The sequence below is a fragment of the Pseudomonas sp. FW305-70 genome, assembly GCF_058783925.1.
This window is the reverse complement of record NZ_JBYSYZ010000049.1, coordinates 1-13724: the sequence shown is the minus strand read 5'-3', so window position 1 is coordinate 13724 and position 13724 is coordinate 1. Positions and strand designations below refer to the sequence as shown.

Genomic DNA, 13724 nt, shown 5'->3' with positions numbered 1-13724 from the left:
TATAGCCCCGGCGTCATTCGAGCAGCGTAATCGCCAAGCGATCGCATCATGTGTTCGACGTTTCCAGGCCGGTGTTGCTTGTGTTGACACTGACCTTGTTGCGTCCGGTGTTTTTCGCGGTGTACAGGGCTTTGTCCGCGTCATCGAGCCAGGCCGTTGCATCGGTAAACGACGGTTGGTAGGCCGCCAGACCGATACTCAGGCTGACCCGCAGTTCGGGCACTTCCCCATGCCGATAGTCTTGCAACACGCTGCGCAAACGCTCCATCACGTCCACGGCCTGATTCAGCGGCATGTTGGGTAGAATCACGCAAAACTCATCACCGCCATAGCGGCCGGCCAGGTCGCTTTCGCGCAGGTTGCACTTGAGCTCGACGCTCAACTGGCGCAGCACCGAGTCACCGATGAGATGACCGTAGGTGTCATTGATGGTCTTGAAATGGTCGATGTCGATCAGTGCAATGACGGCCTGCTCATGACGCTGGCTGCACTCGCGAAACTTCAGTTGCAGCAAGTCCTTCCAGGCACCGTGGTTGAGCAACCCGGTCAAACTGTCGGTGCGGCTCAGGGCGCTCAGCGTACGTTTGTGCTCCGACAACTTGATCGCCAGCCGGTAGCAGACCATGCCCAACGCCAACGGGTAGAGCGTCAGCATCGGTAAGCAGGCCCACACCTGCAATTGCGTGGTCGACAGGGTGAATGCCGCGCCGAACAGCGACCAGGCAATCAGCATGCCCGCCGCTTGGCTCAGGCTACCCAACAGAAACATCCGTTGGCCGCCGGCGGCGACATTATTCATCGCCATCATCGCCAGAATGGTCACGGTGCAAAGCGGATTGAACTGGAACGTCGCGACCCAAAAACCACCGCACAACGAATCGTAAAGCAGATTGCGGCGTTCGGCCTTGTAGGGAAAGGCCGAGCGGCTCGACAGTTGATAAGCGAGATGCGGCCAGACAAAACCATTGAGCGCCAACAAAACCCAGACCCACACCGGCAAGTGCAACGGATACAGGGCAGCGGCCACACTCAGACTGCCGATGCCCAAGCCAATGGTTCGAGGCATGTAGATGCGTCTGGCAAATGACAAACCCTTGCCGTGTTGTTTATCCATAATTTCCTGCGCCAGATTCATTCTGAAACACTTTACTGCATGGGGGGCGGAATTACCGTTCATCGGTAAAAGCAGCACACATTGTCATTTATTCCAGCCGGAATAATCAGTGTCCTTCGAAGCCATTTAATGTCGGCAAGTGCTGAAACGGCTGGACTAGAGCTGGTAATAGCCCAGGAACATGTCCAGAGCGGAATCCGCCACTGTGTTTTGCGCCTCGGCTGACAAGCCGGGTTGGCCCATGGAAATCTGCGGCCAGAATGCAAAAGACTTGAGCAGACCATGGATCTGTTGCGCGGCGAACTCGGGAGCCACGGCTTTCAACCGGCCATCCGCCTGTGCGGCACGAATCCACACCGTCAGCCCTTCTTCGCGTTCGCCCATTCGCGCCACCATATCCTGCGCCCGCTCCGGGGAATGAATGGTCGCCGCTATCGCCACCCGGGCCAGATCGAGAAAATTGTCATCGCCCAACATTTGCAGCTTGGCCATCAGCAATACGCGCAATTGGTCGCGCAACGGCAGGTTGGGACGGTAGGCCGTTTCCTGTTCTGCTGTCACCCGGATCCATAACTGATTGAGGATCTCGGCGAACAACTCTTCCTTGCTGGGAAAGTGGTTGTACACCGTGCGCTTCGACACACCGGCAGTGGCCGCAATCTTGTCCATGCTGGTGATCTCGAAACCGTTGTTACGGAACTCGATGATCGCGGCTTGAATGATCGCTTGGCGTTTTCGGTCGGTGAGGCGCTGTGGAGCTGTCATAAGTACGCTTCGGCAGGAAGAAAAGGGGAATTACACTCAGCAGTTTACTTGTCATCGACTTTGATGCAACCTAGAAACTACACTGTGCAGTGTAATGTTTTGTTAATCCTGCCCGGTAAAAAATAGAAAGTCCGGCTGATGCGTGCGTGCCTTGGCCATTTATCGTCCAAAAACGGAGAATCGCGTCAAATGCGGTTTTTCTGGAGTCATTCAGTCATGGCCAATTCAAACTCCCCGGCGGACAACGCCTCCACACCTGAAGCGTCCCGACAGGCTCAAGGCCAGTACCAGAACTTCACGCCGGTTCAACCTTTAAGCGTTGGCAAAACCATGGGCATCCTGTGGAACGCGCTGTTCCACAAACCGCAAAACACCCGCCCGAGCGCCCCCGTCCCGGTGCAAGCCCTGACGCAAGCCGCGCTGATCGCAGCGCCGAATCACAGCGTCTATCGCCTGGGCCATTCCACAGTGCTGCTCAAGTTGCGCGACAAATTCTGGATCACCGACCCGGTCTTCGCCGAGCGCGCCTCGCCCGTGCAATGGGCCGGCCCCAAGCGTTTCCACCAGCCACCGATCAGCCTGGAAGCATTGCCGCCGATTGAAGCGGTGATCCTGTCCCACGACCACTACGATCACCTGGATCATGCGGCTGTGTTGAAGCTCGCGGACAAGACCAAACATTTCCTGGCCCCGCTGGGCGTGGGCGACACCCTGATCAAGTGGGGCATCGACCCCAGCAAAGTCCGCCAACTGGATTGGTGGCAAGGCACGGAAGTCGATGGCATCCGGTTCATCGCCACACCATCACAACACTTCTCCGGCCGTGGCCTGTTCGACAGCAACAGCACCCTCTGGGCCTCGTGGGTGATGATCGACGCTGACACGCGCATTTTCTTCAGTGGCGACAGCGGCTACTTCGACGGCTTCAAACGCATCGGCGAACAGTACGGCCCATTCGACCTGACCCTGATGGAAACCGGCGCCTACAACGTCGACTGGCCGCATGTGCACATGCAACCCGAACAAACCCTGCAAGCCCACCTCGACCTCAAGGGCCGCTGGCTACTGCCGATCCACAACGGCACCTTCGACCTGTCGATGCACGCCTGGTACGAACCCTTCGACCGCATCCTGGCCCTGGCCTGGGAACGCAACGTATCGATCACCACACCGCAGATGGGCGAGGCGTTCAACCTGATGCATCCGCAGCGTGGTGGTGCGTGGTGGCTGGCGGTGGAAGGGGAGAGTGAGCGGGTGGTGGTGCAGAACGCCCTGTAGGAGCGAGCTTGCTCGCGATGGACGTTAACGATAACGCGCATTTCCTGACTAAACAGGTTGCCCTTTAGTCCATCGCGAGCAAGCTCGCTCCTACAGGGGGCCATTTATCGTCAATCGGTGAGTTGGCTCACTCCACCATCGCAAAATCCGCCCGCCCGACCGGATTCGGCGTCGACCCTTTCACATTCATCCCTCGACCCGGCGCAAACCCGGGGAAGAACACCAACCCTTCCGATTCGAACCGATAGGCCAATGCCAGGCGCGTGACATCCAGCACCTCCTGGCGTGCCTCGAAGCGTTGAATGGCCTCTACCGAGACCCGGGACTCGCGCGACAGCTCTTCCACACTCCAGCCCAGCATCGCTCGGGCCTGGGCGCAGTGGGCCGGGGTGAATTGGAAGAGGGCGATACGTTCCAGGGTGATTTTCATCGCTTGAGAGGCCATGGTGTTCTCCGGGCTCGAGAGTGTTGGTCAAAATATACTGTGTTTTTGTACAGTTGTTTTGAGCCCGGATCAAACGCAATTTTTGATTATTCTTTTCAGGCAGACGAACGGCACTGCACTTATTTGTCCGCCAACCCCGGCGCTTCCCGCACGATAAAGTGATCCAGATTCTCGATGTTGGCGCTGAACACCCCGAACGTCTGCTCGGGGTTTTTCTTGCTCGGGACCTGCTTCAGCTCAGGCGTCACGCCATAAAAGAAGCAGTACAATTCCCGCCCGCTCTCGATGGCGTGCTTGATCTCCTCGAGGAACGCCTTGCGCTTGCGGTAGCTGTCGATCAGCTTTTTGCTCAGGTAGACATTGACCGAGTAAGGCCTCTTTTCGAACCAGACCTTCTTCTCGAAATCGATGCGAAAGCTCTGGGTGTAGTCCTTGATCTCCTTGATCTTGCCCCAGTAAATCAGCCCCTTGTTGTCCTGCAGGTATTCGATCTTCTTGAAAAACGAGCCATAAGGCGCGGTGTGCTCGCCGATCTTCAGCGGCACGCGCTTGAGCAAATCCTTGTCGTCGAAGTTCGATACGAAACACTCCACCGGGTGGGCGAAGACGCTGGTCTTGTCCGGGGCCGATTCCCTGCCCGGTTGTTCGATATTACTGGCCGCCTTAGGCTTCAGTGGCTCATCCCGAACCACATCGGCAATCACCTCCGGGCTGGATGGCTTGCGCACATACTCACGTCGAGTCAGTAACAATTCCGACGGGAAATGTTCCTCGCGGCTGTCATCCGTTTCCGCCTCATCCACACCCGACGCCGGCGCCTTCAAGCTGACATAAGGGCAGCCCTCGACATGCCGCGTACTCGGCAAGTTCTTGAAGTGCGGCGTGCGCACGTAATTCACATTCTTGGCGTTGAACGTGCCCAGCTCATTGGCCGCATCGAACGCCAGGCGACAGGCATCGTTGGGGCACTGGAAGTGTTCCCGGGCGGAGTCGAAATCCATCGTCTCGTCGAAATTCAGATCCCGAACGTCGTAGATCGACAACTTGTCGTTGAGGCTGAGGCAGTAGGCGAGGTCGAATTTCATGTCGGCTTCCAGGTCCTTTAGGTGAACAGCTTCCAGTGATGGCGCATTCGAAGCAATAGCTACACTGAGATCACTTCGATATCGCCGAGTCTGTCCATTAAAGAGGGCGATTCATGAGCCATCCAGATACTTCGCCCCCTCTCCCGGAGCCCGGCCGCATAGCCCGCCGGGACGAACAGACCGGTTGGCGCCGCTGGCTACCGGGATTGGGCGTACTGCGCGAATACCAATGGGCGTGGTTGCGTTACGACATCGTGGCCGGCCTGGTACTGACCACGATGCTGGTGCCCGTCGGTATCGCCTACGCGGTGGCCTCGGGCGTGCCCGGCATTTATGGCCTCTACGCGACCATCGTTCCGCTGCTGTTCTATGCCCTGTTCGGCCCCAGCCGGATTCTGGTGATGGGGCCGGACTCCTCCCTGGTGGCCGTCATCCTGGCCGTTATCATTCCACTCTCCGGCGGCGACCCGCAGCGTGCCGTCGCCCTGGCGGGGATGATGGCGATCGTCTCGGGAGCGGTGTGCATCCTGGCCGGTATGGCGCGCCTGGGTTTTATCACCGAGCTGCTGTCCAAACCGATCCGCTACGGCTACATGAACGGCATCGCACTGACCGTATTGATCAGCCAGTTGCCCAAGCTGTTCGGTTTTTCCATTGAGTCCGACGGCCCATTGAGAAACATAGGGGCCATCGCCTCGGCGCTGATGGAGGGAAAGGTCAACTGGGCCGCCTTCACGGTAGGCGGGCTCACCCTGGCAGTGATCCTGCTGCTCAAAAGATGGCCGCGACTGCCGGGCATCCTGATCGCCGTGGTCGGCGCGACGGTCGCCGTGGGAGTCCTCGACCTGGCGACACGCGCCGGTGTGTCGGTCCTCGGTTCGCTCCCCCAAGGCTTGCCCGGGTTCGCCATCCCCTGGATCACCACCGCCGACATCGTCCCGGTGGTGATCGGCGGGTGCGCCGTCGCACTGGTCTCGTTCGCCGACACCAGCGTGCTCTCCCGTGTCTATGCGGCGCGGACCCGAACCTACGTCAACCCGAACCAGGAAATGGTCGGCCTCGGCATCGCCAACCTCGCGGCCGGATTTTTCCAGGGCTTCCCGATCAGCAGCAGCTCGTCACGCACGCCCGTGGCCGAAGCCGCCGGCGCCAAAACCCAAATGACCGGCGTCGTCGGCGCACTCGCGGTTGCCTTGCTGCTGGTGGTGGCACCAGACCTGCTGCAACACCTACCGTCCAGCGCCTTGGCGGCCGTCGTGATCGCCTCGGCCATCGGCCTGATCGAAATCACCGACCTGCGCCGGATCTACCGCATCCAGCGCTGGGAATGCTGGCTATCGATTGTCTGCACGGTCGGCGTGGCCGTGTTCGGCGCGATCGAAGGCATCGGCCTGGCCATCGTGATCGCGATCATCGAGTTCCTCTGGGACGCCTGGCGCCCGTACTCCGCCGTATTGGGCCGCGCCGACGGGGTCAAGGGCTACCACGACATCAAACGCTACCCCGACGCACACCTGATCCCCGGCCTGGTCCTGTTTCGCTGGGATGCGCCCTTGTTCTTCGCCAACGCCGAACTGTTCAGCGACCGCGTGCTCGACGCCGTCGCGGCATCGCCCACGCCCGTGCGCTGGCTGGTGGTCGCCGCAGAACCGGTCACCAGCGTCGACGTGACCTCCGCCGACATGCTCGCCGAACTGGACGACACCCTGCACGCGGCGGGAATCGAGTTGTGCTTTGCAGAGATGAAGGACCCGGTGAAGGACAAGCTGAAGCGGTTTGGGTTGTTTGCAAGATTGGGGGAGACGGCGTTTTTTCCTACGATTGGGACGGCGGTGGATAGTTATGTGGCGAATTATCCGGAGGGGGATAAAGGAGGGGAGGTGGGGCGTTGAGTGGTCTCACATCGATTCAGCAGACAAACATCTTACTGTGGCGAGGGAGCTTGCTCCCGCTGGGCTGCGAAGTCCGTCACCGGAGTCCCCCTCAGTGGAGTTCGCCCGTAGAACTTCTGCTTGATGAGCGGTGGTCGAATGCTTCCAATCTCCGCAGCAGATCGACTCTCTATACTGCTTTACCCGTGATGGCAATGTAGTTACCGTTGTAGGATTAATTTCCTGCGGCTGTAGTCTGTTTCCATGGTCGGGTTCTGGTTCCTATAACCTCCTACCGACATTGATCGAGCCGCTACCACGCGATGCCTATTTTTGCTCATGTAGCCAAGGACAGCGACTCGATGACTTCGCCTGCACTCAATCAGATCTTGTTTGGCCCACCCGGTACCGGGAAGACTTTCGCCACTATCGAGGCGGCGCTAGAAATCCTGGCTGCTGAGTTTCTTCAGACCAACAAAGAAAATCGGGTTGCACTGAAGAAGCGCTTCGATGAGTTAGCCGCAGATGGGCATGTCGAGTTCGTCACGTTTCATCAAAGCTTCAGCTATGAGGATTTCGTTGAGGGGCTACGCGCGGAAAGCGGAGACGACGGGCAATTGCGATATGACGTTGTTGATGGTGTTTTCAAAAAATTATGTACCTCTGCCAAAGCTACCCAACAAGCGCCCGCAGCGGAAGTGAGCCCTGATACTTTCTTTACTAAGGGCGAAACCTTTGGTTCGGGATACGTAGTCACAAGTTCATCCACAGAGTTGCTCAACTTGGTTAAGCCCAACGGTAAAGAGTTGCCGGTTGGCATGAACATGCTCAGCACGCTTGCTGAATATGTGCGCGCAGGGCGTTTAACTGTCGCAGATATTCGCAACAAACAGGTTTTTGACAAGGTGCCAGAGACTATGCTGGAACCGTATCTAGTCAATGGCTACAACAATATTTTTCCGCTTTTGGTGGCGCGCATTTTGGATGGGCGATCCAAAAGCGTCGAACTTGAGCCAAAAATTCAACCTTGCAATGCTCATGTACTCATCATCGATGAAATAAATCGCGGCAATATTTCTCGGATCTTCGGTGAACTGATCACGCTAATCGAACCGTCCAAGCGTGCCGGGGCTGACGAGGCTTTGAAAGTGACGCTGCCGTATTCGAAGAAGCATTTCAGTGTACCGAACAATGTCTATCTCATTGGCACGATGAACACTGCTGATCGTTCGTTGGCCGGTCTAGATATCGCTTTACGTCGTCGCTTCACTTTCCGCGAAATGCTGCCGAAGCCTGAGTTGTTGAAAGACATTGCCGTGGGTGAACTCAATATCGCTCAGCTCCTTAGAGTGATGAATCAGCGAATCGAAATGCTACTAGATAGAGATCATTGTCTGGGACACGCTTATTTTATGCCGCTAGATAGTGACCCTACGTTGGAGCGATTGGGGCAAATCTTTCGTGAACAAGTTCTCCCGCTGCTACAAGAGTATTTTTTTGAAGATTGGCAGCGGATTCAATGGGTGCTCAACGATCATCGTAAAGCCGCAGAGAATTGCTTTATCGTACAGCCATCATTCAACTCAGATTCGTTGTTTGGCGATCAGGTAGTGCTCAGTAATCAGAATAACCAATGGATGATAAATGAAGAGGCCTTTGCTCGGGTCGAGTCCTATTGGGGAATCGTTGATCACCAAGCGGTGCTTCCAAAGCTGCAAGATGCTATTGAAGCTGAAAAGGGAGATATCCAGGTTCGTCAGCTTGAAAGCGGTTCAATTGAAGTTTTACAGGCCGGGAAAATCATCCGTCCTTCTAAGCCTTTACTGCGTGAACTTGCGGCAGAGCATGGCCTGACAACTCACCATTCGAGCGGTCGAGAGTTTAATACTCGTCAACTTGGTGTATCGGTTATCCAAGCATTGAAAAGTGTGACGGTGTGAAACCTATTGTCACGGTTCGCGAATACGCAAGGCTGACGACAGATAACGTCGCGGTGCCGACGTTAGATCTTGCTCAGGTATCGGTTTCAGCTTTTGACTGGTTATGCAGATTAAATGCTTCTTTCAGCAGCGCTGGGGCTGCGTTGGTTCAGCTTGAGAATCGTTGTTTGCTCAAGCTCGACAACTATGTCGGCGTATTGGAAACCCCCTGTGGTACGCGCCTTGAAATTCTTCCCAAGCATTTCGAACGCGAGGATTGCATCAAGCAGAGCAGAGCGTTGCTGAGGCGCATGATCCAATCTTTCCTAGATTTACCCACCCGTGAAGTCGGTACCGCGGATCTTCAGAGTTTCGATGCGCCATTGAGCGAATGGGTCATGGGCCGATTCTTATTGGCTCTGGATCACTTGATCAATCGAGGCCTACGCTTTGACTACCAGCGAGTGGAGGAGGAACAGCGATTCCTTCGTGGTCAGTTAGATGTGGTCAGGCAAATGCGGCAACCCCCTGGTCGACAGCACCATTTCCAGATACGACATGATATTTATTTGCCCGACCGGCCAGAGAATCGCTTAATCAAATTCGCGTTAGATCAGGTCTGCAAAGCAACAAAGGATGCTGGTAACTGGCGACTGGCTCATGAGTTAAGAACCGTGTTGTTAGAGGTGCCAACAAGCCGCAACGTGCATCAGGATTTCAAACTATGGAGTAACGAGCGACTGATGGCACACTACGTACCGGTGAAACCATGGTGCGAACTGATCATCAAACAACAGATGCCTTTAGCGGTCGCTGGGGATTGGCATGGCATGAGCTTGTTATTCCCTATGGAAAAGCTATTTGAGCGTTATGTAGCTGCGAGCCTCAGTAGGGATCTGCTGCATGATGCGCGACTGCTGACCCAAACCCGCAGTGAACACCTGTGTAAGCATAGGGATGAAAACTTCTTTCAGCTGCGGCCGGACCTGATGATCCACCATCAGCAGAAAAGCTGGGTGCTCGACACAAAGTGGAAGCGGCTGAGTTCATCGGGAGAGTATAAAAACTACGGATTGAAGCAATCAGATTTTTATCAGTTGTTCGCCTATGGCCATAAGTATCTATCGGGTGATGGGGAGTTAGTGCTGATCTACCCAAGACAAGCTGCGTTTGATGCTCCATTGCAGGTGTTCGAGTTCGCGCCACAACTTAAGCTCTGGGTGCTGCCATTTGATTTGGAACAGGGCATCTTGATGGGTGGACCTGAGGAATTTCCACTGCAATCTCAGTGGTTACAGAAGGCCAGTGGTGAGTCGATTGGATGTTCGGCGGGCTAAGTCAATATAGGGTGCAGAAGGTTGCACCCTTTTTGCGACAACCGGTTAAAACAGAAAAAACTGCGAAACCTTCCGCCACCAAGACGTTTGCCGCTGGCCCAGCAGTAAACAAGGCATATCCCGCAACCGAATCCACGGCTCATCCTGCCAGTGCAGCAGGCTCAGCGACATCTCCGGCCAGTCCAATAAACTCAGCATCGGCCGATCCGAATTGTCCGGCTGCTCCGCATCACGTAAGGCCGGCACCACTTGATGGGTGATCCACTCACGCAGCAAGCGATTTCCTGGTGCGTAGTGATAAACCAACAGCGCATAAACACCGGACTCACTGAGCATCAGCTGTTTTTCCGGTTGCCGGTAATACTCAATCCACAACGGGCGGTGTTGGTCTTTGTCCAGTTTGTTGACCATGCGCTCACTCAGATGGAAACCCATCAAACGGCCGATATCGCGGGCGCAGAACCACGGTTGGTTTTCCAGGAGGAGAGCATGGAGAGGGAGATTGTGGCGGGTGAAGACTGTGACAGAAAAGAGATCAGACATGGCCGATCTCCATGGTTCGGAGAGTGACGAGAAGGTTGTGTTCAGGCATATCCAGTACCTCTACGTTTGGACTTTGGCGGGCCTGACCCCAACGTAGAGTGGACATAAGAAGCTCCAACGAGCAAAAGCCTCACACAGCCGTACGATCAATCACCAAGGGTGACTGCTCGTCTGTGTAATTGGCTAGCTTTCTACGTTGGGCGTTTCTTAGGCACCTGAAGTAGAGCTTAGGGCCGCATGGAATGGCCCTCAATACAGACGGTGCTGGAATACATGTAGGAGGTTTAACTACTACTGAGATTGCAAGTAAGAGTTTTCCTACCCCACAAAAAAGCCCCGATCAGATCGGGGCTTTCAGATGTTCGATTTGTCGATTCAAGTCGTCAAATCGCGGTTAGCTTGGGAATTAATCCCAGCTAAGCGCACCACCAGTTTGGTACTCAATTACACGAGTCTCAAAGAAATTCTTCTCTTTCTTCAAGTCCATAATCTCGCTCATCCAAGGGAACGGGTTAGTCGTCCCTGGATACTCTTCCTTCAAACCAATCTGGCTCAAACGACGGTTAGCGATGAACTTCAGGTAGTCCTCCATCATCGCCGCATTCATGCCCAACACCCCACGAGGCATGGTATCCCGAGCGTATTCGATCTCCAGCTGAGTGCCTTGCAGAATCATCTGCGAAGCTTCTTCCTTCATTTCAGCATCCCACAAGTGCGGGTTTTCGATTTTGATCTGGTTGATCACGTCGATGCCGAAGTTCAGGTGCATGGATTCGTCGCGCAGGATGTATTGGAACTGCTCGGCGACGCCGGTCATTTTGTTGCGGCGGCCCATGGAGAGGATCTGGGTGAAGCCGCAGTAGAAGAAGATGCCTTCCAGGACGCAGTAGTAGGCGATCAGGTTGCGCAGCAGTTCTTTGTCGGTTTCGACGGTGCCGGTTTCGAACTTCGGATCGGAGATCGAGCGGGTGTATTTCAGGCCCCAGGTGGCTTTTTTCGCGACCGATGGGATCTCGTGGTACATGTTGAAGATTTCGCCTTCATCCATGGCCAGCGATTCGATGCAGTACTGGTAGGCGTGGGTGTGGATCGCCTCTTCGAAGGCCTGGCGCAGGATGTACTGGCGGCATTCCGGGTTGGTGATCAGGCGGTACACGGCCAGGACCAGGTTGTTGGCAACCAGGGAGTCGGCGGTGGAGAAGAAGCCGAGGTTGCGCATCACGATGCGGCGCTCGTCGTCGGTCAGGCCTTCCGGGTTTTTCCAGAGGGCGATGTCGGCGGTCATGTTGACTTCTTGCGGCATCCAGTGGTTTGCGCAGCCGTCCAGGTACTTCTGCCAGGCCCAGTCGTACTTGAAGGGTACGAGTTGGTTGAGGTCGGCGCGGCAGTTGATCATGCGCTTTTCGTCAACGGCGACACGGGCGGAGGCGCCTTCGAGTTCGGCGAGGCCTTCGGCGACGTCGAGCGAATCCAGAGCGGCTTTGGCGCGGGCAACGGCGGCGGAGTCAGCGGCGGTCACGGCACGGGCTTCCAGGGCGGCGGCACCGCCGGCGCTGTCGAGACGGTCCATGTTGGCTTCGGTGGCGTGGCCAGCGTTGGCGCTCTTGACTGCTACTTCCGTGTCTTCTTTGTCGAATTCGTCCCAGCTCAGCATGACGTGTCGTCTCCTGCGTGAGGGCCAGAGTGCCCGTGTGAAAATGGATAGGTTGGTTTTCACACGGCCTTACTGGCCGCGTTGGATCTAAAGGAATCGTTTTTTGCAGCAGCTATACGCAGGCATCAAACAGAATTTTGTACGGGGTTCCGAGAGCCACTGATGGGCGCAGCAAGCGGCAAGCGCCTGTGCGGGGCTTCAGACTGGCTTTTCATCCCTGTAAGGGGATATTGCAGGCCCGTTTAAGGCCGCATTATAGGGAAGTTTTGCGTGCTGTGGTGCGGCGAAATGGCTCACGGATCGGTCGACGGGGGCCGTATTTCGGTCGGAGCGAGGGTTTACAGGGCTTTGAAGGGCATTGGCGGGGGAAGATTTTTTTTCCTGATTTTTTGCCCCGGATTGTTTTTGTTCAAGAAATGACCAAAAAAGGCTTTTTTCACTACATCTTGTGTTTCGGTGGGGTTTTCACCGGCTCCAGACACAACTAAGCCCGACCGAAGTCGGGCTGTGAAGTCATGTGGGTGGATCAGCTCAGGCGACCTGCACCGACGTGATCGGCACCATCGGCGGAGAGGCGGGCGGCACCGGTGTGGTCAGCGCCGTCGGAAGCCAGTTTGCCGGCGCCTACATGGTCAGCGCCATCGGCGGCGAGGCGGGCTGAACCGGTGTGGTCGTAGCCGTCGGAAGCGACAGCCGCTTCAGTGGTGTAGGCGGCCGAGCCGGTGCGGTCGTAACCATCGGCGGCGAAGGTGTTGGCAGCCAGGACGGAGAGGGTCAGGGCGAGGATCAGTTGGGTTTTCATGGTCAGTGCTCCGGATTCGTGGGCGTTGTTTGTCTTGGGTTGAATTGGATACTACGCCGATTAATTCGATTAAAAAGCGCAAATAAATGCTTAAAGTAATCGATTTAATCGATCATTAAGGTTCGGCGCTTTATCTGCCTGATCGTGGCGGGTGGGTCGAACCTTATTGGGGGAGGGGTGGAGCAGGGATCAGCCGTTAGAGCAACCGTTGCCCATCGCGCTGTAACGCAGGATATGCCGTTGACCGTTGGAATCTTCGTATTCCATTTTCATGGGGACAACTTCACAAACATTCGGTGCTTCGCTCATGGAGATGACTTTGGCGATGTCCAGGTGGGTGGAGTAAGTGTATTCCTCTATTGCCGGTTGTTGCTGCGCGACATCAGTCGGGGCCTCGCCTGCCATGGCGGTTACGCACACGCTGCCGAGGGCCAGAACCCATAAAGCTTTCATTTAAGTTTTACCTTTCTAGGGTCGAGTGGGGTCACGCAATCCTTTTGAGATTGCGTGTGGAGCTTCAGTACCTGGGTGTTTGATTAACTGCCTTCGTGGGGGCTGTAACTTGGTTAATCAGGTTGCCTTGTTGGCGTGGCAGATTTTAGGGGGGCTGGATACGTTCATATAGACGTGGTTTTGATAAACACCTTTGACAGATCCTGTAACAATCCCTGAATAGCCTGTTCTTTTGTAGGAGCGAGCTTGCTCGCGATGAGCCAGAGAACACCGCGGGGTGTCAGATTGGGCGCGTTATCGTTGACGACCATCGCGAGCGAGCTCGCTCCTACAGGTACCGCTTTTGTAGGAGCGAGCCTGCTCGCGATGAGCCAGAGAGCTCCGCGGGGTGTCAGATTGGGCGCGTTATCGTTGACGACCATCGCGAGCGAGCTCGCTCCTACAGGTACCGCTTTTGT

Annotated in this window: 12 protein-coding genes and 1 pseudogene; 4 read left to right on the top strand and 9 right to left on the bottom strand. The window is 55.9% G+C overall.

The genetic code is table 11. The annotated features are described in order from the left end of the window. Positions 1 to 46: 46 nt before the first annotated feature. On the bottom strand, positions 47 to 1114 hold the full coding sequence (locus tag AC3WN7_RS25335) for a diguanylate cyclase (protein WP_102675464.1): 1068 nt from the start codon (positions 1112 to 1114) through the stop codon (positions 47 to 49). Positions 1115 to 1270: 156 nt separating this feature from the next. After that, positions 1271 to 1879 carry a TetR/AcrR family transcriptional regulator gene (locus AC3WN7_RS25330; protein WP_095967895.1) on the bottom strand — a complete coding sequence of 203 codons (609 nt, stop codon included), beginning with the start codon at positions 1877 to 1879 and terminating at the stop codon, positions 1271 to 1273. A 216-nt stretch (positions 1880 to 2095) separates the two neighbouring features. Here AC3WN7_RS25330 and AC3WN7_RS25325 point away from each other — a divergent pair, with 216 nt between their 5' ends. Continuing rightward, positions 2096 to 3157, top strand: a complete 1062-nt coding sequence (locus AC3WN7_RS25325; protein ID WP_102675455.1) for an MBL fold metallo-hydrolase — start codon at positions 2096 to 2098, stop codon at positions 3155 to 3157. Positions 3158 to 3284: 127 nt separating this feature from the next. Here AC3WN7_RS25325 and AC3WN7_RS25320 read toward each other — a convergent pair whose 3' ends face one another. Beyond that, a complete protein-coding gene (locus AC3WN7_RS25320) occupies positions 3285 to 3602 on the bottom strand; it encodes a helix-turn-helix domain-containing protein (protein ID WP_007978167.1) in 318 nt (105 codons plus the stop codon). 119 nt (positions 3603 to 3721) lie between these two features. Further along, a complete protein-coding gene (locus AC3WN7_RS25315; protein WP_102675456.1) occupies positions 3722 to 4687 on the bottom strand; it encodes a hypothetical protein in 966 nt (321 codons plus the stop codon). Positions 4688 to 4800: 113 nt separating this feature from the next. Here AC3WN7_RS25315 and AC3WN7_RS25310 point away from each other — a divergent pair, with 113 nt between their 5' ends. From AC3WN7_RS25310 to AC3WN7_RS25300, 3 genes are all read left to right on the top strand, one after another. Beyond that, on the top strand, positions 4801 to 6579 hold the full coding sequence (locus AC3WN7_RS25310) for a SulP family inorganic anion transporter (protein WP_102675457.1): 1779 nt from the start codon (positions 4801 to 4803) through the stop codon (positions 6577 to 6579). 341 nt (positions 6580 to 6920) lie between these two features. After that, a complete protein-coding gene (locus AC3WN7_RS25305; protein ID WP_102675458.1) occupies positions 6921 to 8498 on the top strand; it encodes an McrB family protein in 1578 nt (525 codons plus the stop codon). Then, positions 8495 to 9814, top strand: a complete 1320-nt coding sequence (locus AC3WN7_RS25300; protein ID WP_102675459.1) for an McrC family protein — start codon at positions 8495 to 8497, stop codon at positions 9812 to 9814. Before AC3WN7_RS25305 ends, AC3WN7_RS25300 begins: the two co-directional genes overlap by 4 nt. Before the next feature lie 45 nt (positions 9815 to 9859). On the opposite strand, the gene AC3WN7_RS25295 is transcribed toward AC3WN7_RS25300, so the two are convergent. From AC3WN7_RS25295 to AC3WN7_RS25275, 5 genes and pseudogenes are all read right to left on the bottom strand, one after another. After that, positions 9860 to 10357, bottom strand: coding sequence for a BRO-N domain-containing protein (locus AC3WN7_RS25295; RefSeq protein ID WP_102675460.1), 498 nt, complete (start codon positions 10355 to 10357; stop codon positions 9860 to 9862). Between the two features lie 406 nt (positions 10358 to 10763). Then, positions 10764 to 12011, bottom strand: a complete 1248-nt coding sequence (locus tag AC3WN7_RS25290; RefSeq protein WP_007978181.1) for a ribonucleotide-diphosphate reductase subunit beta — start codon at positions 12009 to 12011, stop codon at positions 10764 to 10766. A 526-nt stretch (positions 12012 to 12537) separates the two neighbouring features. Then, positions 12538 to 12813, bottom strand: coding sequence for a hypothetical protein (locus AC3WN7_RS25285; RefSeq protein ID WP_102675461.1), 276 nt, complete (start codon positions 12811 to 12813; stop codon positions 12538 to 12540). 189 nt (positions 12814 to 13002) lie between these two features. Continuing rightward, complete coding sequence (locus tag AC3WN7_RS25280) at positions 13003 to 13266, bottom strand: DUF2790 domain-containing protein (protein ID WP_102675462.1); 264 nt, start codon at positions 13264 to 13266, stop codon at positions 13003 to 13005. A 164-nt stretch (positions 13267 to 13430) separates the two neighbouring features. Beyond that, positions 13431 to 13724 (bottom strand): annotated as a pseudogene (locus AC3WN7_RS25275) (hypothetical protein); the annotation flags it as partial.

Excerpts from the sequence above, each read along its gene's own strand:
- AC3WN7_RS25335 (WP_102675464.1), bottom strand. The coding sequence starts at position 1,114 with ATGGATAAACAACACGGCAAGGGTTTGTCATTTGCCAGACGCATCTAC.
- AC3WN7_RS25330 (WP_095967895.1), bottom strand. The coding sequence starts at position 1,879 with ATGACAGCTCCACAGCGCCTCACCGACCGAAAACGCCAAGCGATCATT.
- AC3WN7_RS25325 (WP_102675455.1), top strand. The coding sequence starts at position 2,096 with ATGGCCAATTCAAACTCCCCGGCGGACAACGCCTCCACACCTGAAGCG.
- AC3WN7_RS25320 (WP_007978167.1), bottom strand. The coding sequence starts at position 3,602 with ATGGCCTCTCAAGCGATGAAAATCACCCTGGAACGTATCGCCCTCTTC.
- AC3WN7_RS25315 (WP_102675456.1), bottom strand. The coding sequence starts at position 4,687 with ATGAAATTCGACCTCGCCTACTGCCTCAGCCTCAACGACAAGTTGTCG.
- AC3WN7_RS25310 (WP_102675457.1), top strand. The coding sequence starts at position 4,801 with ATGAGCCATCCAGATACTTCGCCCCCTCTCCCGGAGCCCGGCCGCATA.
- AC3WN7_RS25305 (WP_102675458.1), top strand. The coding sequence starts at position 6,921 with ATGACTTCGCCTGCACTCAATCAGATCTTGTTTGGCCCACCCGGTACC.
- AC3WN7_RS25295 (WP_102675460.1), bottom strand. The coding sequence starts at position 10,357 with ATGTCTGATCTCTTTTCTGTCACAGTCTTCACCCGCCACAATCTCCCT.
- AC3WN7_RS25290 (WP_007978181.1), bottom strand. The coding sequence starts at position 12,011 with ATGCTGAGCTGGGACGAATTCGACAAAGAAGACACGGAAGTAGCAGTC.
- AC3WN7_RS25285 (WP_102675461.1), bottom strand. The coding sequence starts at position 12,813 with ATGAAAACCCAACTGATCCTCGCCCTGACCCTCTCCGTCCTGGCTGCC.
- AC3WN7_RS25280 (WP_102675462.1), bottom strand. The coding sequence starts at position 13,266 with ATGAAAGCTTTATGGGTTCTGGCCCTCGGCAGCGTGTGCGTAACCGCC.